The following is a 22,978-nucleotide window of genomic DNA, read 5'->3' on the forward strand; positions in this document are numbered from 1 at the left end:
AATAGTGATCTAGGACATCCAAACCGAGCCCGTAACAATCTCACATACTGGACCACAGACCAGTATGTGAACGCTTCACACGTGCGTCATACGTCTTAAATCAACAGCACCCGCCTCGCTGCGCATGTTTGACTAGAGACATGCCAGCACTTCGTTCACGCACAGTCACCCACGGCCGCAACATGGCAGGAGCCCGCGCACTCATGCGCGCATCCGGTGTCGCCAACCAGGACATCGGCAAGCCGATCATCGCCGTCGCCAACTCCTTCACAGAGTTCGTGCCAGGCCACACCCACCTAGCCCCCGTGGGCCGCATCGTCTCCGAAGCGATCCACAACGCAGGTGCGGTCGCACGCGAATTCAACACGATCGCAGTCGATGACGGGATCGCGATGGGCCACGGCGGAATGCTGTACTCGCTACCAAGCCGCGACATCATCGCCGACAGCGTCGAATACATGGCCAACGCCCACTGCGCAGACGCGCTCGTGTGCATCTCCAACTGCGACAAGATCACACCGGGCATGCTGCTAGCCGCACTGCGCCTCAACATTCCCACCGTCTTCGTATCCGGCGGCCCCATGGAATCAGGCCGCGCCGTATTGACTGACGGGACCGTGAAAAGCCTCGACCTCGTCAACGCGATCGCTGACGCCGTGGACGAATCCGTATCTGATGCCGACATGCTCTCGATCGAAGAGAACGCATGCCCAACCTGCGGTTCCTGCTCCGGCATGTTCACCGCGAACTCGATGAACTGCCTCACCGAAGCGATCGGGCTTGCGCTCCCTGGCAACGGCTCCGTTCTGGCAACCCACACCGCGCGCAAGGAGCTATACGAACGCGCAGGGGCCACCATCGTGGACATCACCAAGCGCTACTACGAAGACGACGACGCTTCCGTTTTGCCGCGCAACATCGCAACCCGCGAAGCCTTCGATAACGCAATGGCACTCGATATCGCGATGGGTGGCTCAACCAACACGATCCTCCACCTGCTTGCCGCAGCACAGGAAGGCGAGGTCGACTACACCCTGCCGGACATCGATAAGAAGTCCCGCGAGGTCCCGTGCCTGGCCAAGGTTGCGCCCAACGTTGCCGGTGAGCGGACCTACTACATGGAGGACGTCCACCGGGCAGGCGGCATCCCTGCCCTGCTCGGGGAGCTCAACCGCGCCGGCATGTTGCACACCAACGTGCATGCCGTACACTCCCCCGACCTCACTAGCTGGCTCGATGAATGGGACATCCGCGGCGGCAAAGCCAGCGAAGAAGCCCAAAAGCTCTGGTATGCAGCCCCGGGTGGCAAGCGTTCCTCGTCCGCGTTCTCGCAGTCCGAAGTGTGGGACAGCCTTGACACCGACGCGGAAAATGGCTGCATCCGCAACGCCGAAAACGCATACTCCGCCGACGGCGGCCTCGCTGTTCTGCACGGCAACATCGCACGCAACGGATGCGTCGTGAAGACCGCCGGCGTGGATGAATCCATCTGGACGTTCTCCGGCCCAGCGGTGGTGTGCGAATCCCAAGACGAGGCCGTCTTCAAGATCTTGTCTAAAGAGATCAAGGAAGGCGACGTAGTTGTCATCCGCTATGAAGGCCCGCGCGGTGGCCCAGGCATGCAGGAAATGCTCTACCCAACCTCGTATCTGAAAGGCCTGGGACTTGGCGCGAAGTGCGCCCTCATCACCGACGGCCGCTTCTCCGGCGGCACTTCGGGCTTGTCTATCGGCCACGTCTCCCCCGAAGCCGCCTCGGGTGGCGAGATCGCGCTCATCCAGGACGGCGACACCATCACGATCGACATCCCCAACCGCTCAATCCAGCTTGAGATCTCAGACGAACAGATGCAGGCCCGCCGCGCTCAACTCGAGGCCGGCCACGGATACCAGCCGCTCAAACGCGACCGCGAGGTCAGCCGCGCGCTACGCGCATACGCGCTCATGGCCACCTCAGCCGACCGCGGAGCCGTGCGCGACATCAGCGCGCTGGAACGCATCGCACGCCCACAAGATCTCTAAACCGCCCAGCTAAGCGCAACCCAAGTGAATGGAGAATGCCCTGCCCCACCGCTTTCCGCCGGTGCGGCAGGGCATTCCCGTATGGTGAAGAACATGGACACAAATGAACCCGTCCCAACCAGCGAACCTGTAGTGCAAGACGAGCTACGCGCCCGCTTGCGCGCAGTGTTCGATGAGCAAATCCCCAACTACGGTTCCTTCAACATCGCATACGCGTTTGGGCTGGCAGGTTCGGGTGGCCCGTGCCTCATAGGGTTCAGGAACCAGCCAATCGAACTCGTGGTTGCACCCATCGACGCCCACACTCTTCAAGCCAGCGAGTCCGCAGTCAGCATCAACCTCACCAACATCAGCGCGGTAGGGATCTACTCCGCAGATTCAGTGGAACTCGAAATGACCACCGGACGCACCTTCCGCGTCACCTGCCCGCCGTACCCGACCGTGCTGCTAGAAGCATCAAGCTCTGGAACCGAACGTACCCCAGCAGTGACCCTGGACCAGTACGGCGAATCAGTCGATTTCGCAGAGTTCATCAACTTCTTCGCCGACGCCGTCGAGGCCGGCACCGCCCCCTAAATGGGCGCCGCGCCGGAGCACGGGAACATAGGACGCGGCACGGCTTCATGAGCCCCAGCAATATGCTGTATCTCACAAAAGCGCTCAACCGTTGGCTCCGATTTGGCGTTTACGAAAACTGACTGTAATGTTGAACAGGTCGCCGCAAGCGATGCCCAGCGATTCAGTAAGAACCGCAAACACAACAAGCATCACAACGCGAGACGGGCGCCTTTAGCTCAATTGGTAGAGCACTTGACTCTTAATCAATAGGTTCCGGGTTCGAGTCCCGGAGGGCGCACCAATATGAAAGGCTGAAACTGTACAACAGTTTCAGCCTTTCGCGTATCAAGCGCGCTTCAAGGAGGATCCATGACCAACCGTCTTGAGCCAGGCCAACCGGCACCCGACTTCACACTCACTGCAGCTGACGGAAGCACCGTGAGCCTTGGTGAGCTCACCAACGGAACCAAAGCCATCGTCTACTTCTACCCGAAAGCGATGACCCCAGGGTGCACAACCCAGGCATGCGATTTCCGTGACTCGCTCGAATCTCTGGCTGCACACGGCTACAAGGTTGTCGGGATCTCCCCCGATCCGGTGGATAAGCTCGCTAAGTTCGTGGAACGCGATCAGCTGAACTTCCCGCTACTCTCCGATGAAAACCACGCCGTCGCAGAAGCCTACGGCGCGTGGGGCATCAAAAAGAACTACGGCCGCGAATATGAGGGCCTCATCCGCTCGACCATCGTGATCGATGAAAACGGAACCGTAGAACTCGCGCAATACAACGTGCGAGCTAAAGGACACGTTGCTAAACTTCAACGAGATCTGAAACTGGTCTAATATAGATCAGCGGCACCGGCTCAGGTGCCGTCCGCGGGCGTGGCGGAATTGGTAGACGCGCTGGATTTAGGTTCCAGTGTCTTTGACGTGAGGGTTCAAGTCCCTCCGCCCGCACTTTCTGCTTTATGCGTTCATTCGCTTACACATAACATTCATGTAAGCCATCACCCTGGGATGGTGAACAGATGCCACATAGCGCACTCCCCCCACACAACAAAGGTCGCTCCTCGCGTGAGGACCACGCTTCTGCAGGCCCTAGCCGCCGCGCAGTCCTAGGATGGGGGCTTTTCGCGCTCATGGCGGCAGGATGCGCCAACGGTGCCCCCTCACCGGGCAAAAGCAGCCGCACAGAACTCACTTTCCTCGCCGCAGCACCCCCTCGGGTCTGGGATCCGGCGTTTATCCACGATCCACTCGATCAGCGCATCATCCAACAAATCTGCCCGCCGCTAGTGAGCATCAACTCCGCCGACGGCAACCTCACCGGCATCCTAGCGCGCACGGCAAACCTCAACGAGGACGGCACTCGTCTGCGCATCACGCTCGCACACGGCCTGACCTTCTCCGATGGAACAGAACTCGATTCCGCTGCACTCAAAGCCAATTTTGAACGCTGGCAGAAGATCGCTTCCACAGCCGCCACGCCTTCGGCGATCGACACGATCCTCGCCGATTCGGCTTCGGCCCCGCTCATCAAGAGCTATAAAACTCCGGGCAAACACGTACTCGATGTGCACTTCGCCCGCCCATGCTTCGCATTCCCAGACGCGCTAACACACCCCGGACTCGGGGTCCTCTCCCCGGCAGCTTTCGGCAAGGACTCAACCGAACCTGTCGCCACACCTATTGGCGCCGGCGCATACACCCTTGAAGCGAAAGCGACCAAGACCGCACCTCACCGCGAAGAAGCTAACACCACACGCCTGAAGCTACGCGCAGAGTTCCGTAGCGAGCGTGAATCCGCCGCCGCATCGGCTAGTGCAACACACAGCGAGAGCGCGAGCCAAGGCTCCCCAGACTATGGCCGGGACTCCAACCACGACGGCGGGGTGCCGTTGCGTCCAGCACCTGCCGAAGGCAAAGCCCCAGCCACTATCGCGTTCATCCACTCAAGCCTTTCAGCGACACCGGCCCAGTGGCTGGCAAGCAAACACGACAATCCGATGCATGCCGACGTCGTCGACGCGGTGGCAGCGAAAGAACAAAAAGAGATCGCCCAAGCCGGCTTGCGGGTTATGCACCGCGACCCGTTCTCCGTGGTCTACCTCGGCTTCAACCACAACGACGAGAACCTCAAACAACGCGCGATGCGCCAAGCGATCGTGCAAAACATCGACGAACGGCAACTGCTCAAAGACCAGTTCCCAGAATCGACCTTAAGTGCTAACGGATACACGCCAGCTTCTCTAGGGGTACAGCCTGAACGCCCCGCGATCCGGGATGAAAAAGCAACCACCGATCTACTCAAGACAGCCAAATACGGCGGAGAAAACATCCCGATCGCCTACCCGACCGGCGTACGCCTCCCCTACTTCCCGCTACCCGAATTGACCGCGCAAGGCATCCAGAAACAACTCGCGGAAGTGCACATCACAACCCAGTTGAAACCCATGCACTGGGACACCGAATTCCTGCCAGCGCTACTCGAGGGAAGACTCACTGGGCTCTTCCTCTTCGGTCTACACGGGCTCTACCGTTCGCCGCACGACATGCTCGCTCGCCTCTTCAGCGGACCCCGGCCCCTGTGCAACGCACGCCTGACTGACATCCCGCACCGTCTCGATGCGGCCCTTGCCATCGCTTCAGCGAGCCAACGCCGCGAGACCTACCGAAACATCGAAACCGACCTCATAGCCGATCTTCCGCTGCACCCGCTACTTTTGCCGGCATCGGCCCTCGGCCTCTCTAGCGACGTCACGAACTACCCCTTGAACCCATACCTTGAAGAGCCACTAGAACTCGTGACAATGCGGTAAAAGCTCGCCGCAGATAGCGCCCGCTAGCTACGCTGGGGCGCCTCTTGCTGAGCTAGGACTAGGCGGGCGCTGAGAAGTTACCGCAGAACGTGGCGCTAGTAACTTTGGGCCCTTAAAAGGCCGCCATACGTTTCACCTATACAGGGCCCGGCGGTACTGTGAGACGTAGACTTATTAAGGTTTACCTACAAACATGTCAGATGGAGTTGCATCCGTGTCTTCGACCAACCAGAAGATCTCCCTCGACGTCGCACTGATCGGCGGCGGCATCATGAGCGCAACGCTCGGAACCTTCCTCAACCATGTGGAGCCGGGGTGGAGCATCGGCGTGTTCGAAAGCCTTGACCGCGCTGGCGCCGAATCCTCCGACCCATGGAACAACGCCGGTACGGGCCACTCCGCACTGTGCGAACTCAACTACTCTCCAGCGGCTGCCGACGGCTCCGTCGACCCGACCAAGGCGCTCGGCATCGCCGAACAGTTCCAGCAGTCCCGCCAGTTCTACGCGTGGCTCGTCGAGCAGGGCATCGTCAAGGACCCATCGAGCTTCATCAACGCGTTGCCGCACGCTTCTTTCGTGATCGGTGAAGACCACAAGCGCTACCTGCAGACCCGCTACGAGACCCTCAAACAGAACGTTCTGTTCCAGGACTTCCAGCACACCACCGACATCGACCAGATCGCCGAGTGGACCCCGCTGGTAGCTGAAGGCCGCACCAACAACAACGTCGCGATGACCCGCTCCGCATCCGGCACCGACGTCAACTTCGGTTCCCTAACCCGCCAGCTACTCGACGCGATGGACGCTAAGAACTCCACCGACGTCTTCTACAACCACAAGGTCACCAACCTCAAGCGCGCAGGCAACGGCTGGGTTGTGACCGTGAAGGACAAGGCTTCCAAGCAGACCCTCGAAGTCAACGCCAAGTTCGTCTTTGTGGGTGCCGGTGGTGGCGCTCTCCCACTGTTGCAGAAGTCCGGTATCGATGAGATCAAGGGCTACGGCGGCTTCCCAGTTTCAGGTGAATTCCTGCGTTGCACCAACGAATCGGTCATCGCCCGCCACGAAGCCAAGGTCTACGGCCAGGCGTCCGTGGGTGCCCCTCCGATGTCCGTTCCACACCTGGACACCCGTTACGTGGACGGCAAGAAGTCCCTCATGTTCGGTCCTTACGGCGGTTTCTCGCCTAAATTCCTCAAGTCCGGTTCTTTCTTCGACCTTCCGTTCTCGGTTCGTGTACACAACCTCGGCACGATGCTCGGTGTCGCGAAGTCCAACTTCGACCTCGTGACCTACCTCGTATCCGAGCTCGCTAAGACCCGCAACCAGCAGATGGAAGCGATGCGCGCCTACTACCCCGCCGCTCAGAAGGGCGACTGGGAGATGATCACCGCGGGCCAGCGCGTCCAGACCATGAAGAAGGGCCCTAACGGCAAGGCGGTCCTCGCATTCGGTACCGAGGTTGTCTCCTCGGCTGACGGCAGCATCGCTGGCCTACTCGGCGCTTCCCCTGGCGCATCCACTGCAGCACCGATCATGGTCAACCTGCTCAAGACCTGCTTCGCTGATAAGTGGGCTGGCTGGGAAGACCAGGTCAAGGAGCTCATTCCATCGCTGGGTCAGAAACTCAACAACAACGCTTCCCTCTACAGCGAGGTCAAGGACCGCACCGATAAGGTCCTGGGGCTGAACTAGGTCTGTCCACTACTCGCTCCAACAACGCATAGGATGGGGGCGTGTCCGTAACGTTTCGTTGCGGGCACGCCCCCATCTCCCTTTTCCGGCCTTACATCAAGGATCCTCATGCACCACCTGGCGAAAGTCTCGCTGCGAAACCGGGCTCTGATCATCTTGATCACACTGTTCGTGAGCACGTTCGGCGTTGTTTCGATGAACCAGTTGAAACAACAGCTCATGCCATCGGTTGAGTTCCCGATGATCTCCGTGGCAGCGCAGCACCCGGGAGCTTCCCGCAAGTCATGGACGAACAGGTGGCGCAACCGCTGGAACGCTCACTGCAGGCGGTCGAGGGGCTTGAATCCACCAAATCGACATCCCGGACAGGGCTGACGACCATCCAGCTTTCCCTGGATTACGGGACCAACATGGACCGTGCACGAAACCAGGTTGAACGAGCCATCTCGAACGCCAGCGACATGTTGCCCGAGGGCGTCTCGCCCACCTCTTTCGCAGGGTCTTTCAGCGACTTCCCGGTCGTGTATTACGCCGTCTCCGGTGACGGCTCGCTCTCCGCTGTCGCAGACCGTGTGAGCGCCAACGTCATCCCTGAGATTGAACGTCTCGACGGGGTCCGCCAGGCCCAACTCACGGGCGCTGATTCCCAGTACGTCAAGGTCACCCCTGACAAAAAGAAGATGAAAGATGCGGGCCTGAGCGAGCAAGACCTGCAGAAAGCGATCAGCGAAGTCGGTAGCTCAGTCCCTCTGGGGTCGATTGAAAAAGGTACGTTGAGTCTGCCGGCCGAGACCAACGGTGCCCCAGCGGACCTCGATGCGTGGCGGAAACTCCCCATAGCCGCCGCGGCGCCGCGGGGCTCAGCCCCGCAGGCACCGCAAGACCGCAACCCCAAGGTCTCGTTGCTGGGTGATGTTGCCACAGTCGAGCTTGCGGATGAGGCCAGCTCCTCGATCACCCGCACCAACGGGGAGCTCTCGCTTGCGCTCTCCATCACCAAGACACCCGAGGCTGACACCGTCAGGATCGTCGAGAAGATCAAGGAAACCCTGCCGGGCCTGCTCAAGGACGCCGACGCCGAAGGCGTGGTGATCTTCGATCAAGCCGAACCGATCACCGATGCGGTTTCTGACCTGACAAAGGAAGGCCTGCTTGGCCTCGTCTTCGCGATCCTCGTGATCTTGATCTTCTTGCTTTCTTTCCGGGCAACGCTTGTCACCGCGATCTCGATCCCGCTGTCCTTGCTTGCCACGTTCATCGGCCTGTTCGGTTTCGGTTATTCACTGAACATGCTGACCTTGGGTGCGCTCACCATCTCGATCGGCCGAGTGGTCGATGACGCGATCGTTGTGATCGAAAATATTCGTCGCCACCTCGCCAATGACGCACTCGATGCGCGGACCGAACGCGACGGAACTGTCGTCTCCCGCCGTGAGAGCATCATCCACGCTGTCCGCGAAGTGGCCGGAGCCATCACCGCATCGACGTTGACGACCGTTGCGGTGTTCGCGCCGATCGCTTTCGTATCCGGACTTGCCGGTGAACTGTTCCGTCCGTTCGCCCTCACAGTGAGCATCGCGCTGCTTGCATCCCTGGTGGTCTCGCTCACGATCGTTCCGGTGCTCGCCTACTGGTTCATCTCCGGCGAAAAGACCTCTCGGAACCGCAAGAGCCGCAATACTGATGCCGCCGAGCGTTTACCGGCCCTGCAGCGGGCGTACCGTCCCGTCCTTCGTTCCACGCAGAAGCATCCCGTCATCACGCTCGTGGCATCCGTGGTGTTGCTCGCCGGGTCTATCGCGTTGACTCCGTTCATCAAAACGAACATGTTCGGTGACATGGGTGAGACCTCTTTCGACGCCGAGCTCGCCCTGCCTGCAGGTTCCTCGCTGGATACCACCGAAAAGCAAGCCCGTATGGTCTCCGAGAAGATTGAGGGGGTCGATGGTGTCCGCGACGTCCAGTACACGGTCGGCTCGGGCACCGACCAGCTTTCCGTGATGATGGGCGGGCAAGGCTCGGACACGGCCCAGTTCATTGTGGTGGTCGAAGACTCATCCAAAGTCAATGAAGCGCGCTCCGAGGTCGAAAAGCAGATCGGAGAGCTCGAAGGCCTCGATAAGGACGCCGAGTTCGAGGTCTCCGCCCCAGGAACCGGTGGTGGTTTCAACCAGGACATCACGATCGAGGTGCAAGGCAACACACCTGAAACTCTCGCGGAAGCGACCAAGAAGGTCACGGACACGATGCGGGACATCCCTGAGGTGACCGCGATCAAGAATGACCTCACCACAACCCAGCCGACCGTACGCGTTGACGTGGACCGGAAGAAGGCAGCTGAAAAGGGGTTGAGCGCGCAGCAAGTGGGCGCGTTGCTCAACGGCACCATCGAACCCCTGGAAGCTGGCCGCACCACCCTCGGCTTCCAGACCTACACGATCAAGATCGGTGAAGGTAAGACGATCGCTTCACTCGAGGACCTTGAGAAGCTGAAGATCCCTACCGCAACCGGTGAGGTCACTGTCTCCGACATCGCTAAGGTTTCTCAGCAGGAGAAAGAAACCGTTGTGGTTTCGCGCAACACCGACCGCATTGCGCAAGTCACGATCTCTCCTACGGCCGCCGGCCTCGGCGCTGTATCGGCTGAAGTGAGCCAACGGCTGGACCAAATCGAGTTGCCTGACAGCGCCCACGCAAGCATCGGAGGGGCGGCAACCCAGCAGGAAGATGCGTTCATGCAGTTGGGGATCGCGGTCCTGCTTGCTATCGCGATCGTCTACATCATCATGGTCGCGACCTTCCGCTCACTCATCCAGCCGTTCATTCTGTTGGTTTCGATTCCGTTCGCGTTCATCGGCTCGTTGCTTGCGTTGTTGATCACGCAGATCCCGTTGGGCCTGCCGTCCTTGATCGGCATGTTGATGCTGGTTGGCATTGTTGTCACCAACGCGATCGTCCTGATCGACCTCATCAACCAGTACCGCGACCCCGCCGCGCACCGCGCTGAAGGTGAACGCGACGCGATGCCGCTGAACCAGGCGATCGAGCTGGGTGCGTTGCGCAGGTTGCGTCCGATCTTGATGACGGCGATGGCGACGATCGGCGCGATGGTCCCAACCGCTTTCGGTATGACGGGCGGTAGCGGTGGATTCATCTCGCAGCCTCTCGCGGTCGTGGTGATCGGTGGCCTCATCTCATCGACGCTATTGACCTTGATCCTTGTTCCGGTCCTCTACCGGCTCGTTGAAGGCCGCCGCGAACGCAAACGACTCAAACGCGAAAGCAAAATCAAGGACCAGAATGAAGAACTACTTCAACCCTGACACCGCGCGAAGGCTCGGTGCGCAGCTTGGTATCGATGCTGAAGAATACGCCGAGTGGGTCGCTCCACGCATCGAGGGTTTAGAAATCCTGGACCGCGTAACCGTGTTCGCTCAGGGTCTTCGTGAGCGGCTCGCGCGGGACTATACAGACGCGGTCAACGGGCTTCTCAATAAACTGGGGCCCGAACTCGCGGAGGGGGAAGGCTACTTCAACCACGCATTCCACTTGTGGCCGGTGAGCCGATTCATCGAACTGTACGGAGTGGATGAACCGGAGGTTTCCTTAGACGCGATCGAGGCGCTCACGAGGGCGTTTACCGGCGAGTGGGCAGTGCGTCCCTACCTGGAGCGCTACCCGGAGCTAACGATGGCACGCGTGCATCAATGGGCGGATTCAGATAGCCATAATGTGCGCCGGCTCGCCTCCGAGGGCATCCGCCCGCGCCTTCCGTGGGCGAAGGTGCATAGACCGTTTGTTGCGGACCCCTCCCCAATCCTTCCGGTCTTGGACCGGCTACACGAGGATCCGTCGCTGTTTGTTCGCAAATCCGTCGCTAACAACCTCAACGATATCGGCCGCACGCACCCTGAGTTAGCTCTCGCCACGGCCCAACGCTGGGCAACCAGTGGCGGGCCGCACGCAAAGCGGGTCGTGGAGCAAGGGTTGCGCGGGCTGATCAAGTGCGGCCACCCTGAGGCCTTGGAGCTTGTCGGATTCGCGCCCACTACCGCGATCACCGCAACCCGTCCCGAATTCCCCGACACCGTTGCCGTTGGGGATAAAGCGACCCTTTCAGCGACACTCACCAACACAGGCGGTACCCCCGCCAACGTGCTTGCAGAGTATCGCGTGCACTTCTTGAAAAAGAACCGCACCAGGAAGCCGAGCGTGTTCCGCCTCGGCAAATACACGCTGGCGCCAGGTGAAACCCGTGTGGTAACCAAAACGCACCCGTTTCGGGTCACCAGCACACGCACCTACAACCCGGGCACCCAGGCTTTAAGCCTGGTGATCAACGGGCATGAAGGCGAGCTAGTGGATTTCGAACTCATCCAGGCGTAGCTGTGGCGCCCTGGCGGTTGAACCGCCGGGGCGCCACAGTTAGTCAGTATTCAGTTATTTCGGATCCAACTATTGAGTAGTCAGCTATTCAGCGATTTAGTCGCGGAAGCTACGCAACGTGGTGCGGCGGTTCTCTTCGCGCATCTGGTCTGCGCTATCGACGTTGAGGTCGCGGTCCGGGCGGTCCTTGACCATCGTCACAGCAACGAAGGAGATAACCGAGACAATAATCATGTAGACACCGATCATGTTCGGTTCACCGGTGCGGTTGAGGATCATCTGCGAAATCATCGGAGCGAACGCACCACCCAGCACGGTACCGAGCGCGTAACCGATCGAGACGCCCGAGTAGCGAACCGAAGACGGGAACATCTCCGCGTACAGTGCCGCCTGCGGACCGTAGGACAGCCCCAAGCCGACAGTCATGAGCAACACTGCGAGCACGTACATCCACAGATCGTCAACGGTCTTGACTTCCTTGATGATCATCCACATCGGGATAGCCCATACCGCCAAGAGTGCATAGCCGAGCTGGAAGGTGCGTACACGGCCGATCTTGTCGCCAAGCCAGCCCCCGACGAAGGTGAAGGTCAGCCAGCCGAAGGAGCCGACCATCGTCGCGCCAAGGACCGGACCGAGTGGTAGCGGGTTCTCTTCACGCTTGGCGAGGAAGCCGATGAAGAACGCGATAAGCAGGTAGCCGATCGCGTTGTTAGCGATGAAGATGAATGCCGAGAGGAAGACCTCGCGCTTGTTCTGCTTCATGAGCTTGCCCAGCGGAGCAGAGGACTCGGCGCGGCGCTCCTGCAGTTCCTCGAAAACAGGAGACTCAGAGACAGACCGGCGGATCATGTAGCCCACCACAACCAGCAGGATCGAGATCAGGAACGTGATGCGCCAGCCCCACTCAAGGAAGGCCTGCATGCCGAGGATCTGCTGGAGAGCGAAGATCACACCGGTTGCCAGAATCATGCCGATCGGGACACCGATCTGCGGGTAGGCGCCAAAGAGCGACCGGCGGCCCTTAGGCGCGTGCTCAACAGCCATGAGCGCCGCTCCACCCCATTCACCACCGGCGGAGAAGCCCTGGAGAATGCGCAGGAGCATCAGCAGGATCGGAGCAGCAACACCGATAGTCGCATAGGTTGGGACCAAGCCGATCGCAGCGGTGGCGAAGCCCATCATCATGAGGGTCAAGACGAGCATCTTCTTACGCCCGAGCTTGTCGCCGAGGTGTCCGGCAACCACGGCCCCGAGTGGACGGAAGAGGAAGGAAATACCGATCGTGGCAAGCGAGATGACCTGCGTCAAACCTGGGGCATCTTTAGCTAGCGGATCAAAATAGAGGTTCGCGAAGACAAGCGATGCTGCCTGCGCGTAGATGAAGAAGTCGTACCACTCGATCGAGGTTCCGACGAGGGTTCCGGCAAGGACGCGACGTTCTTCCTTGCGCTTGGTCGCGGCATCCAAATGTGCCGTGGGTGCAGATGTTGTGGTCATGATGTCCTTCTTTGGCCACAGCAGACCCTTGTGATGAAGGTAGGGCCTGACTTTTACTATTGCCAACCGAACGATCATTCGGTTGTGACGGTCACCACATCATACACAGATCTAATGCGACACGCGTCACATCACCACGATAGAGAGTGAAACTTTTGCGTCATGCACAAGACATGTTGTAGGCCACGAAAAGCGTTGTCGCTTTCAGCCGCCGCAGTTTAGGCTGGCAACTTGATGACTTGGCCCGCGAAGGTGAACCCGCCGCCGAACCCGAAAAGCAACGTCCGCCCACCGCGCGGAAGCTCGCCGGCGTGCCACGCTTTAGAAAGACCAAGCGGCACGGACGCAGCGGAAGTGTTTCCGGAATTCACAACGTCCTTGATCACAATCTGATCTTTCGCCCCAAGCCCCTTAGCGAGAGGCTCGATGATACGCAGGTTGGCCTGATGGAAAGCCAGCACGTCGATATCATCGATCGTGAGACCAGCCTTCTCGAGCACCTTCTGCGCTTCCTTGACCGCCCCGGTCAGAGCCCAACGCATCACGTTACGGCCGTTCTGGCTGAAGTATTCCGGCTCGCCAGCGATCACAACCGCATCCCCTAGCTCGGGGATCGATCCCCACGCGACCGGGCTGATCTCAGGCTCCTCAGTGCGTTCCAGCACGAAAGCTCCCGCACCATCGGCGGTCAGCACGCACGTTGTGCGGTCGGTGTAGTCCGTGAAGTTAGTCAGCGCTTCAGAACCGATCACGAGCGCCCGCTCAGAAACGCCCGAAGAGACGAACTGATCCGCTACCGCAACCGCATATTCGAAGCCCGAGCACGCGGTGTTGATATCGAGAACACCTGGGCGCTCCAATCCGAGAGCCTCCGCTACACGGGATGCGACGTTCGGAGTGCGGTTCTGGGAGGTTGTGGATGCAACCACGATGAGATCGACAGTCGCGACGTCGGCGTCCTTGAGTGCCATACGTGCCGCCTCGACGGCCATGCTCACCACCGTGTCGTTCTCACCGACCATGCGGCGCTCTTTGATACCGGTGCGGGCCTGGATCCATTCGTCGTTGGTGTCGACGAGTTTTTCGAGATCATGGTTGGACAAAATTTTCTCTGGCTGAAAATGTCCGAGACCAATCACACGGGATCCCAGATAGGTGCGGTTCATCATAGGAGTCACTGTACCAAGTCTCTAACGCTGTTTTTGCTTGTTCAGGACTGTATACGAAAACGCGCATATGAAGACGAGAACCGATGCGCCCAGCGTTGCCACGAGGGCGAGGTGGTGTCCGCCGGCGTCCGTGAGGCGGCCTGCAATCGAGTTTCCTGCCGATGTTCCCAACGTGATCGCTGCCGAGAGCAGAGTCATCACGAATCCCATCCGGTGCGACGGGGTGATGCTGGAGGCGAGCGTGAAGTTCGTGACCAGGATAGGCCCGATAGGAACACCGAGTAAAAGGATCGCAAGGCTCATCGAAAGCGGAGTTTCCGGTAGCCACAGCACGATCACGAGAGGCACGAGAGTGACAGCCCCTGTCAAGAGCCTGGCTGGGTGAGAGAACGTGACAGGCCAGCGCGCTACAGAAAGGGCAGCCAGGCCCGATGTGATGCCCATGACCGCATAGATCAGCCCGCCGGTTCCCGGGTTGCCGGTGTAGTCGGCGAAGTAGGTGAGGATCGTGGCCAGCGAGCCGAAGACGGTCCCGACCCCGAGCATCCCGATCACGGTGATAGCGATGAGCGTAGCGTTGCCTCTCCGCGGTGGCTTCTGGGTGGCCGGCGTAGTTTCCGTAACGGTTGTGCGCGGCTTCTTGAAGCGTGAATAGGCCTCGGTGTGATGGAACGCGAAGGCCGGGATGATCACGATGCACAACGCCATCGCAACATAGATCGGCACCGCTGGGCCGAAGGTTGCCGCGAGGATTCCGACCGATGCGGGGCCGAGTACGAAAGAGAGCTCATCCATCGTGGACTCGTAGCTTTGCGCTGCCTCCAGTGTGCGTAGCTGGTGAAGGTCAGCCCCGTACCTGTTGATCCAACGCACTCGCGTCATGGGCCCGGATGGCGGGATGCTCGCCCCCGCAATCAACGCGATGATCATCAGCTGCGGGGTGAGCGTGACCGGCCCGTCGCTACCGGAGCCGAAGTACAGAACCCCGATGAGGGCGAGAACATGGATAAGACACAGGCCGAGCAGCGTTGGTTTTTGCCCCAGTTTGTCTGAGAGGGCCCCGGAGATGGGCGTGCCGATCGCTGCCCCTACCCCGCCGATCGCGGTCACGAGCCCTGGGGTTGTGAAGTCTTCAGCCGAGGCGACGATGTAGGTCAGGCACGCCATGCCGAGCATCGACATCGGCAAGCGAGCTAACAGCGAGATCGGAAAATAGAGCGCCCCGGCGTCTTGAGCGAGGCGGCGGAAACTCGTAGCTGATTGGGGCGCTTCTTCAGTTGGGCCTTGTACTGGTGTCATATGCCTCTCATGCTAGCCCTTGCCTACACGCGTCCGGCCGTCTTTCAAGTTTGCGGCTGGTCTGCTGTGATGACTTTCACTTGTGAACCCTTCCGGGTCTTATGGACATAGATCTGGTCAGGGATCTGGCTGCGTAACTCTTCGACGTGGGAGACGATGCCGATCATCCGTCCGTCTTGCCGGAGCCGTTCGATGCCGGTCATCGCTTTATCGAGTGTTTCTTTATCGAGTGTCCCGAACCCTTCATCGACGAAAAGCGTCTCGATGGTGATGCCGCCGGTTTCTTCCTGCACGATGTCAGCAAGGCCCAGCGCTAACGCGAGGGATACCAGGAAGGTTTCACCCCCGGAGAGGGTCGCAGTGGGGCGGACCACGCTGTTCCAGGAGTCTTCGACCACGAGGTCGAGGCCCGCTTTCCTGTTACGGCTCTTCGTGTCATCATGCAGGATCCTGTAGCGGCCATCGGAGAGGACGTTGAGCCGCTGGGTCGCCGCCTCAGCTACCGCTTCAAGCCGGGCCGCTAGAACATAGGCGCGAATGCTCATGGACTTGAGGTTCTCACCGCCGGTCCCGTTGAGGGCCGCCGCTATAGCTTTGGCTCGTTGCGCTTGCGCCCCGAGCTCGCCGCGCCGGGAATCTGCATCGCGCAGTTCTGCGCAAGCCTGATCGATCGATTCGCTGACGTGCCGGGCTTCAATGTGGGCGGCGAGCGCTTCATCTTTACGTTCCGCCGCTTGCTGGACTCGCCCGCGCTGTTCGGTCAGCTGTTCTTCCGTTGGGGTGCTCTCGCGGTCTTCGATGCGTTGGATTGCGCGCTGAACGGATTCGAGCGAGCCAAGCGCTTCTGACCGTGCTTCAAGATCGGCACGGGCTTTGATGTCCTTCTTCAGCTGCTCTGCTTCCTCATCTTCGAGGAGGTTTCTCTCTGCTTCTGTGCGGGTGAGTTTGTGATGGGTGAGGTACGTTTCAGCCTTTGCGCGTGCTTCATTCATCTGCTCTTGTGCATCTGTTGTACGGGCATGTAGGTCGATGCAGCGCCGCATGGTGTCAGTGAAACGTGTGAGTGCCGCACTCAGGGCCTCGATGCTCTCCCACTCCCCTTGCTGTGCGAGCTGTTTGTGGCGACGCCGCTCATCCTCTTGGCTTGCTTCTTCGAGGGTTTGCCGGCTCGCGGCGGCTTCGGTTTGTGCGTGTTTGAGTCGGCTGCGAGCTTCGTCAACGGCTTTTTCAGCTGAAGTGACGGCGGTCTCTGCCCGCTCGAATGCGTCTTCTTGCTCACGCACCGATTCCAGCTTGTTCGCCAGCTCCGCGATGGATTCTTGGGCTTGCTTCAGGCTCAAGCCGCCGGCTTGGGTTCGGGCCGCACTGAGCGCCTCGTAGCTGCCACGCGCGTGGTCTTGTGCCGCGCTGTTCTCACGCTCGGCACGCTTTCTGGCCTGCTGGGCTTCTTCGATGTCGTGTTCGGTGACCGTTGGGATGGCTGTGGTTGGATCCGAGCCGGTGGTCTCCGTTTCATTGGTCGCGGCCTGTGTATGGGTGGCTGGGGAGGGATGCTCGGTCGCGCCGCACACGCTACACGGCTCACCTGGTGTGAGATCTTGGGCAAGGCTCGCCACGAGGTACGCCTCACGCTGGGAGTAGAGGTCATGTTCGTATGCCCGGGCAGCGTCGAGTGAGGTTTGGGTTTCTTCGCCGCGTTCACGCGCCGCCTTGTGGGCTGCCTCGGCGTCTTCGACAGCCCGGGCCGCTTGTGCTTGCTTGGTGAGCTTGTGGAGCCGTTCTTCCAGCTGGGACGCGCCTTGTTCCGGCTTCTGGCACGCTTGAACTTGTTCGAGTGCCCGCTCATAGCTGGTGTGTGCTTGTGTGAGGGTCTCGTTTGCCTGCTCAACGTGGGCTTGACGCTTTTCGCTCTCGGCCTGGGCGCGGTGAAGTGTAGCCGCAGATGCTTTGCATGCTTCCTGGCTTGTGATGAGTTCCCGCTGCCGTGTGCGCGCTTGAGCAATGGCTTCTTCCCACGCGGTGAACTCGTGCACAGGTTGTGAGAGCGCGAGACTCGCGGCATGAGTTTCAGATGCATCATTGCCTCGGGTCAGTTCCCGGTATGGGTAGGCCTGTTCGGGATGATCCACCGGAAGCGTACGAGGTAGTTCCAAGCGAGCTTGCTCGAATGCATCGCTGAGTTTCGCAACCGTGCTGGCCGCGTTCGCTTCTGCCTCCATGAAGCGCTGAGCTTCACGTGCGCGCTCATGGAGTACTAAGGCCTGCCGTTTCTTCTCGGCTTCTGCCTCTCCGGCCTCTAGTTCGGCGCGGGCCTGCCGGTAGTTTTCATATTCACGGGCGTCCCGCGCCACGGATTCCAGGCGGGCGAGCTTATCTTTCGCATCCCCGTAGTGCTGTGTTGCCGTTTGGTGAGCCTCGCTGCGCCGCTGGATGAGCTGCGATGCCGCCTCGGTCAGGCCTTCAGCCCACCCGAGATCATCGCTTGCGCCTTCCAGATCCGCTGGTTCAAGACAAAAGCGCACGGCGAGCTCTTCAAGGTCTTCGATGCAGCGTTCATAGGCTTCTTGAGTGTCCCGGGTTTGGGCTTCGAGATGTTTGGAATGTTCGTTCGCGGTTTTCTGCAGGTTCTCGTAGAGGGACACATCGAACAGGGTTGAGAGCAGTGCGTCGCGTTCATTCGTGCTGCTTTTGAGGAACTGGGCGAACTCCCCTTGTGGTAGCAGTGCCACGCGAGTGAATTGGTCGAGGGTGAGGCCTAGGAGGCCTTGTGCGCCGTCAAGGAAGACGTTGACGTCAGCGGGTTTGGCGCCGCGGCTGACCCAGTGGCCATCCACCAGCTCTTCGACGTAGGCTTTCGCGTTCTCTGCGGTGGTTCCAGTGCCGCGTTTCTTCGGTCGGTTCCATGCCGGGGAACGTTTGACTCGATAGCGTTGCGCATCAATTGAGAATTCGAGTTCTACGGAAGCGGCGAGGGATGCGGGAGCGTAGCTGCTTCTGACGGGCGGGTTGGTTCCCAGTTCGCTTCTGGCGCCGGGAAGCTTCCCGTAGAGGGCGAAGCACACGGCGTCGAGAATGGTGGTTTTCCCGGCCCCGGTGTCCCCTTGCAGCAAGAACAGGCCGGTTCCGGAGAGCGCATCGAAGTCGATGGTTTCGGTTCCGGCGTACGGGCCGAAGGCAGTCATCGTGAGGGTGTGGAGTTTCATGCCCGGCCCTTCTGCGCGTCCGCCCCGCTGTGGGACTGTTCTACCTGTCTCTGCCCATCTACCTGTCTCCGCCCATCTACCTGCCTCTGCCCAACGCCTAATTGTTGGGCACCTGCTTGTTCAACACGTGCCTGCTCGATGAGTTCTTCGATGAGTTTCGTCTCTTCTTCATTCGGGCTGCGCTCGCGCACGAATTCCAGGAACCCTTCGGCGATCTGTTGCGGATTCTCCGCCTTTTTCATCCGTGCCCGGTAGGTTTCAGCGCCGTGGGAGGTTGCACGGTTTTCGTGTTGGAGCACCAAGGTCTTAGGAAAACGTTCCCGCAGCCGTTCCATGGGGCGCTCTGGGCGCTGGGCATCTGTCAGCGTGATCTGACAATACGCTTGCTCGGCCCAGGCGTGTTCTTCTTTGGTGAGAAGCTCCTCGATAGGTCCTCTAAGGATCGCGAGCGGCACCGCTGGCGGCCACGCAACCCAGGATGCGCTCACATCCTCACCCGGGTTGATCTCCACGATCCACCCGCCTTTTTCTTGATGCGCTTCAGAGAAGGAATAGGGCAGCGGCGAGCCACTATATTTCACGTTCGGTAGGGGGCTTTGCGGACCGTGCAGATGCCCCAAGGCCGTGTAGTCACTCCAAGCGAAAAGCCCGGCTGAAACCTGATCCAGTTGCCCCACAGACAATACTGCTTCCGAATCGGTGGGCATGCTGCCGGCCGCGAAGAGGTGCGCCATGATGACCGTCCTGACCGGAACTTCCCCGGCTTGGCTTTCGCGTTGCTGGGCAACCTCGCGGATTCTCGCTACCGCGGCGGCAACCACATCGTGATGAGTGAGTTTCTCAACCCCCAATTGCACTGCGACAACCCGCGGTTCAAGGTACGGAAGCCCATACACATCAACGTGCTGAACCACCTCGCCGCCCGCACCATGAACCCCGTTCTCGGCGTCGCTGCTAACCGTTACCCTTCCGCCGTTGCCACTGCGTTGCGTGAAGCGGATAGGGACGATGCTGTCCTCCAGGCTCGTGCGGAAGTGCACGCCAGCAGCGGACATGAAGCTGCTACCGAAAGACATCCTGCGCGCCGAGTCATGATTCCCGCTCGTCACCACCACGCTGATACCCAGGCGCACGAGTTCTTCAAGTGTGTCTTCAAACATCGTGACCGCTCGTTCAGGCGGGACCGTGCGGTCATACACATCACCGGCGATCAAGACCGCATCGACCGCGTGCTCACGGGCGGCATCGACCACATCACCCAACGCCTTACGTTGAGCCGCTTCGAGGGACTCACCGTGGAAATTACGGCCCAAATGCCAGTCCGATGTGTGCAGGAACTTCATGGCTTCACCCTACCCAGCACCCCTGAGATTTTGATGACGAACACCGCTAGGCTGGAGGCATGAGCAATTCTCCCGCAGACTCCGCACCAACACCACGCCCATCCGACCCTTCAGGATACGCCGAGCTCGTCTACGCTGTGCTCAGTGCCGCGGCAGAGGTTGAACGTACCCACACCACCGAGGTCCATCAGCTCGGGCCTGAATCGATGCTGATGCTCTCGATCGGAGACGGCCTCATGGAAGCCCTCGAATGGGCCCACGACGGGGTAACCTCCGATGAGCCAGCATGCATGTGGCTCGGTGCACTGCGTTGGATCCGCGCAGTTGACCGTGAACTTCCGGACGGAGCCCCGGTCCCTCCAGCGCGCCCGTTCACGGACCACATGCTCGCGCTCGGCGTCCAGGAAGGCGGGGACCCGCAGAACATCGTTGGGTTACGCTCCCCCGAGATGAGTCTTCCGCATCGCCCGTTTAACCGTCCCGCCGCAAGCGTTCCCGAGCTCGCTGCAACAGACGGTCCCGGCGTCCTGGCACGCGCCATTGCACTCGGAGTGGTCCCTTATCTGCCCACCGAGCAGACCCGTTCCTTCGCAACAGCCGCCGCAGCCCTCTCCCACGGATCCCCACAGGCCCACGCCGCGTGCGCGGATGCCGCGGAACTGATCGTCCGCGCCACCCACCAGATGCCCCAAGACGCCGGAGAAAACTCGTTCATCCAGGCACTCGAACGCGCCGCCGAAGTTGGCGAACACACCCAGCAACCAGACCCCAGCGCTCAACAGCCAGACCACCATGCCCAACGGGCAGACCACAACAACGACGGTGTTGCGCGCTCGAACCTCACCTTGGCTGCCGGTGTAGCCCTCAACGCATTAGGCACAGATGCAAGTGAGGCGCACGCTACCGACGTAGGGACCGCGCTCGCCGATGAAGGCTACCTCCAGGCCGGCATGTTCGCCGCCGCTCTCATCGCCGCCGTGACCGGCAAGTCAGGCACCCGCCACCACTACCCGCTCATCGAGGAATACTCGAAGAAGCTCGCAGAACTCATGTTCTGAGCCTGCACTGGCCTGGCTAGCGCCGCGTGTTCACTGGCCGGTATCAAACACCCAAAGGCCAGTGGCCGCCAACGGCTTGGAGGAACTCCGCCTCGGACATCACTGAAATGTCTTGCCCCATGTCGCGGCGCGCCAATGCATGGCGTGCCTTGCGCGTCATGCGGCCTGATGTGAGGTCTTCGGCAACGAAACCGTCGCCAACAACCAGAACACTCGTGGTGGTAGACACCCTGTCAGCTGTTTGAGCGCCCACCGCGGCGGCGCGCTCTTTCGCCTCGTTCCGGGGAATACCAAGCTCGCCAGTAAACACCACGCGTTGACCGAAGAGCGGATTCGCAGGGTCTGCGTCGTGATTCGGTTCAGGGTTAGGGCCTTCAACCGGCCACGGAGCATCCAGCTGTTGCGGAACAGCGTGCCCGGCAACCCGCCATCCGCGCGCGTCACGCAACGCTTTGCACTCAGGGTCCCCCGGCTTGAAGCTCGCCATCGTCGAGACCTGCAAGCCAGCCTGTTCCACAGCCTCGGTCATCGTGCTGGCACCGAGCCTGCGGGCCGCATCGACCCCGATGGCCGCGCACGCGCGCGCATCCGCCAACGCATCGTGATGTGAGGTCAAGTCGAAGCCCGCGGCATGTGCTGCAAAAGGCAAGGAATAAGACATCAAGTCATAGACCTTACGGGCCAACTGGACCGTGCAGGCATACACCAACTTCTGCGCACCAACACCACACGCCTGCAGACCGGCACGGATCACGCCGATATCGAAAGCCGCATTATGCGCCAGGACAAGGTCACCGCCGATGAACTCGGCAATCTCAGGATAGGCGTCTGCAAAACGCGGCGCCGTTTCAACCTGCTCGGGATGGATCCCGTGGATCGAGACGTTGCGGGGATCAAAATGATCAAAACCCGCAGGCGGCTGTAGCAACGACGCATAGGTATCGACCACTGCCCCATCACGGACCCTCACGAGCCCCACGGCGCACGCAGAACCACGAAAACCATTAGCGGTCTCAAAGTCAATTGCTACAAAATCCACAGCCACGTGAGCCTATTCTACCCCGATGCGGATCATATAAGCCCCGATGCGGCTCCTCACGGATAGCCACGTAGAATTCTTCTCATGCTGAGCAATCTATTCACTGGTTTGGTCTCGCCTGAGGCCGTGACCAACGTCGTTAATGTCGGTGCCGCGTTCCTACCTGACTGGTTGAACCCTGACGTTTTCTTGCGTGATTCAGGGTTAGGTCCGTGGGTCATCGCGCTGGTCGTCGGCATCATCTTCGCTGAGACCGGTTTATTGCTAGGTTTCTTCCTACCGGGTGACTCCATGCTGTTCACCGCGGGCATGCTGATGGCAACCGGGGCGATCGAAACCCCACTATGGGTTGCGATCCCCGCGATCATCATCGCCGCGATCGTGGGTAACCAACTCGGTTTCTATATCGGCGAGAAAACCGGCCCAGCCCTCTACAGCCGCGACGATTCCAAGGTCTTCAAACGCGAGCACGTGGTCAAGGCGCACGACTTCTTTGAACGCCACGGCGGCAAAGCCCTGATTCTGGCGCGTTTCATCCCGATTGTTCGCACCTTCGTTCCGGTGATCATCGGTGTTGCCGGCATGAACAAAGCCAAGTTCTTCCTCTACAACGTGATCGGCGCCGTCTTGTGGGGCGGCGGCGTGACCCTGCTAGGTGCGTGGCTGGGCCGTTTCGAATGGGTCGGCAAGAACATCGACATCATCTTCATCGCGATCGTTTTGCTCTCCATCACCCCGATCATCTTCGAGGCCGTGCGTCACCGCATCAACTCGAAAAAGAACAAGCCAGCCGCCCCACGGGAAGCGGTAGAAGAAACTCATCAAACGAAAAACTAAACAACCGAGAAACTAAACGGCGGGCGGATTGCGTATCAACGCAATCCGCC

At 60.1% G+C, this 22,978-nt stretch carries 15 protein-coding genes and 2 tRNA genes; 11 read left to right on the forward strand and 6 right to left on the reverse strand.

Annotated features, from left to right (window positions below; translation table 11 throughout):
• Window positions 1–140 precede the first annotated feature (140 nt).
• The 9 genes from ilvD (at window position 141) to HMPREF3175_RS10085 (ending at window position 11,480) form a co-directional block, all read left to right on the forward strand.
• A complete protein-coding gene (ilvD, locus tag HMPREF3175_RS01725) occupies window positions 141–2,021 on the forward strand; it encodes a dihydroxy-acid dehydratase (RefSeq protein ID WP_070490386.1) in 1,881 nt (626 codons plus the stop codon).
• Between the two features lie 93 nt (window positions 2,022–2,114).
• Complete coding sequence (locus HMPREF3175_RS01730; protein WP_070490576.1) at window positions 2,115–2,597, forward strand: hypothetical protein; 483 nt, start codon at window positions 2,115–2,117, stop codon at window positions 2,595–2,597.
• 207 nt (window positions 2,598–2,804) lie between these two features.
• Window positions 2,805–2,880: transfer RNA gene (locus tag HMPREF3175_RS01735), tRNA-Lys, on the forward strand.
• A gap of 68 nt (window positions 2,881–2,948) precedes the next feature.
• Complete coding sequence (gene bcp / locus HMPREF3175_RS01740; RefSeq protein WP_070490388.1) at window positions 2,949–3,422, forward strand: thioredoxin-dependent thiol peroxidase; 474 nt, start codon at window positions 2,949–2,951, stop codon at window positions 3,420–3,422.
• Window positions 3,423–3,455: 33 nt separating this feature from the next.
• Window positions 3,456–3,536: transfer RNA gene (locus HMPREF3175_RS01745), tRNA-Leu, on the forward strand.
• Window positions 3,537–3,607: 71 nt separating this feature from the next.
• Window positions 3,608–5,398: an ABC transporter substrate-binding protein gene (locus HMPREF3175_RS01750; RefSeq protein WP_083289346.1), complete on the forward strand. Its 1,791-nt coding sequence runs from the start codon at window positions 3,608–3,610 to the stop codon at window positions 5,396–5,398.
• 193 nt (window positions 5,399–5,591) lie between these two features.
• Window positions 5,592–7,094 carry a malate:quinone oxidoreductase gene (locus HMPREF3175_RS01755; RefSeq protein ID WP_052048249.1) on the forward strand — a complete coding sequence of 501 codons (1,503 nt, stop codon included), beginning with the start codon at window positions 5,592–5,594 and terminating at the stop codon, window positions 7,092–7,094.
• 284 nt (window positions 7,095–7,378) lie between these two features.
• A complete protein-coding gene (locus HMPREF3175_RS01760) occupies window positions 7,379–10,417 on the forward strand; it encodes an efflux RND transporter permease subunit (RefSeq protein ID WP_070490392.1) in 3,039 nt (1,012 codons plus the stop codon).
• A complete protein-coding gene (locus HMPREF3175_RS10085) occupies window positions 10,395–11,480 on the forward strand; it encodes a DNA alkylation repair protein (RefSeq protein WP_070490394.1) in 1,086 nt (361 codons plus the stop codon). Before HMPREF3175_RS01760 ends, HMPREF3175_RS10085 begins: the two co-directional genes overlap by 23 nt.
• 96 nt (window positions 11,481–11,576) lie before the next feature.
• On the opposite strand, the gene HMPREF3175_RS01770 is transcribed toward HMPREF3175_RS10085, so the two are convergent.
• From HMPREF3175_RS01770 to HMPREF3175_RS01790, 5 genes are all read right to left on the reverse strand, one after another.
• Window positions 11,577–12,980, reverse strand: coding sequence for an MFS transporter (locus tag HMPREF3175_RS01770; RefSeq protein WP_052048247.1), 1,404 nt, complete (start codon window positions 12,978–12,980; stop codon window positions 11,577–11,579).
• A 218-nt stretch (window positions 12,981–13,198) separates the two neighbouring features.
• Complete coding sequence (locus tag HMPREF3175_RS01775; RefSeq protein ID WP_310246838.1) at window positions 13,199–14,149, reverse strand: beta-ketoacyl-ACP synthase III; 951 nt, start codon at window positions 14,147–14,149, stop codon at window positions 13,199–13,201.
• 21 nt (window positions 14,150–14,170) lie between these two features.
• Entirely contained in the window at window positions 14,171–15,448 is a 1,278-nt protein-coding gene (locus tag HMPREF3175_RS01780) for an MFS transporter (RefSeq protein ID WP_070490396.1), read from the reverse strand.
• Window positions 15,449–15,492: 44 nt separating this feature from the next.
• Window positions 15,493–18,651, reverse strand: a complete 3,159-nt coding sequence (locus tag HMPREF3175_RS01785) for an AAA family ATPase (RefSeq protein WP_070490398.1) — start codon at window positions 18,649–18,651, stop codon at window positions 15,493–15,495.
• Window positions 18,648–19,994: an exonuclease SbcCD subunit D gene (locus tag HMPREF3175_RS01790; RefSeq protein WP_070490400.1), complete on the reverse strand. Its 1,347-nt coding sequence runs from the start codon at window positions 19,992–19,994 to the stop codon at window positions 18,648–18,650. Before HMPREF3175_RS01790 ends, HMPREF3175_RS01785 begins: the two co-directional genes overlap by 4 nt.
• 59 nt (window positions 19,995–20,053) lie before the next feature.
• Here HMPREF3175_RS01790 and HMPREF3175_RS01795 point away from each other — a divergent pair, with 59 nt between their 5' ends.
• Window positions 20,054–21,052, forward strand: a complete 999-nt coding sequence (locus HMPREF3175_RS01795; RefSeq protein WP_035754626.1) for a hypothetical protein — start codon at window positions 20,054–20,056, stop codon at window positions 21,050–21,052.
• A 43-nt stretch (window positions 21,053–21,095) separates the two neighbouring features.
• On the opposite strand, the gene HMPREF3175_RS01800 is transcribed toward HMPREF3175_RS01795, so the two are convergent.
• Window positions 21,096–22,091 (reverse strand): 3'-5' exonuclease, encoded by a 996-nt coding sequence (locus HMPREF3175_RS01800; protein ID WP_370991805.1) that lies wholly within the window; start codon window positions 22,089–22,091, stop codon window positions 21,096–21,098.
• Window positions 22,092–22,175: 84 nt separating this feature from the next.
• Between HMPREF3175_RS01800 and HMPREF3175_RS01805 the strand changes: the two genes are divergently transcribed.
• Complete coding sequence (locus HMPREF3175_RS01805; RefSeq protein ID WP_083285360.1) at window positions 22,176–22,928, forward strand: VTT domain-containing protein; 753 nt, start codon at window positions 22,176–22,178, stop codon at window positions 22,926–22,928.
• Window positions 22,929–22,978: the final 50 nt, after the last annotated feature.

Source organism: Arthrobacter sp. HMSC08H08 (assembly GCF_001807575.1).
Lineage (GTDB): Bacteria > Actinomycetota > Actinomycetes > Actinomycetales > Micrococcaceae > Pseudoglutamicibacter > Pseudoglutamicibacter albus.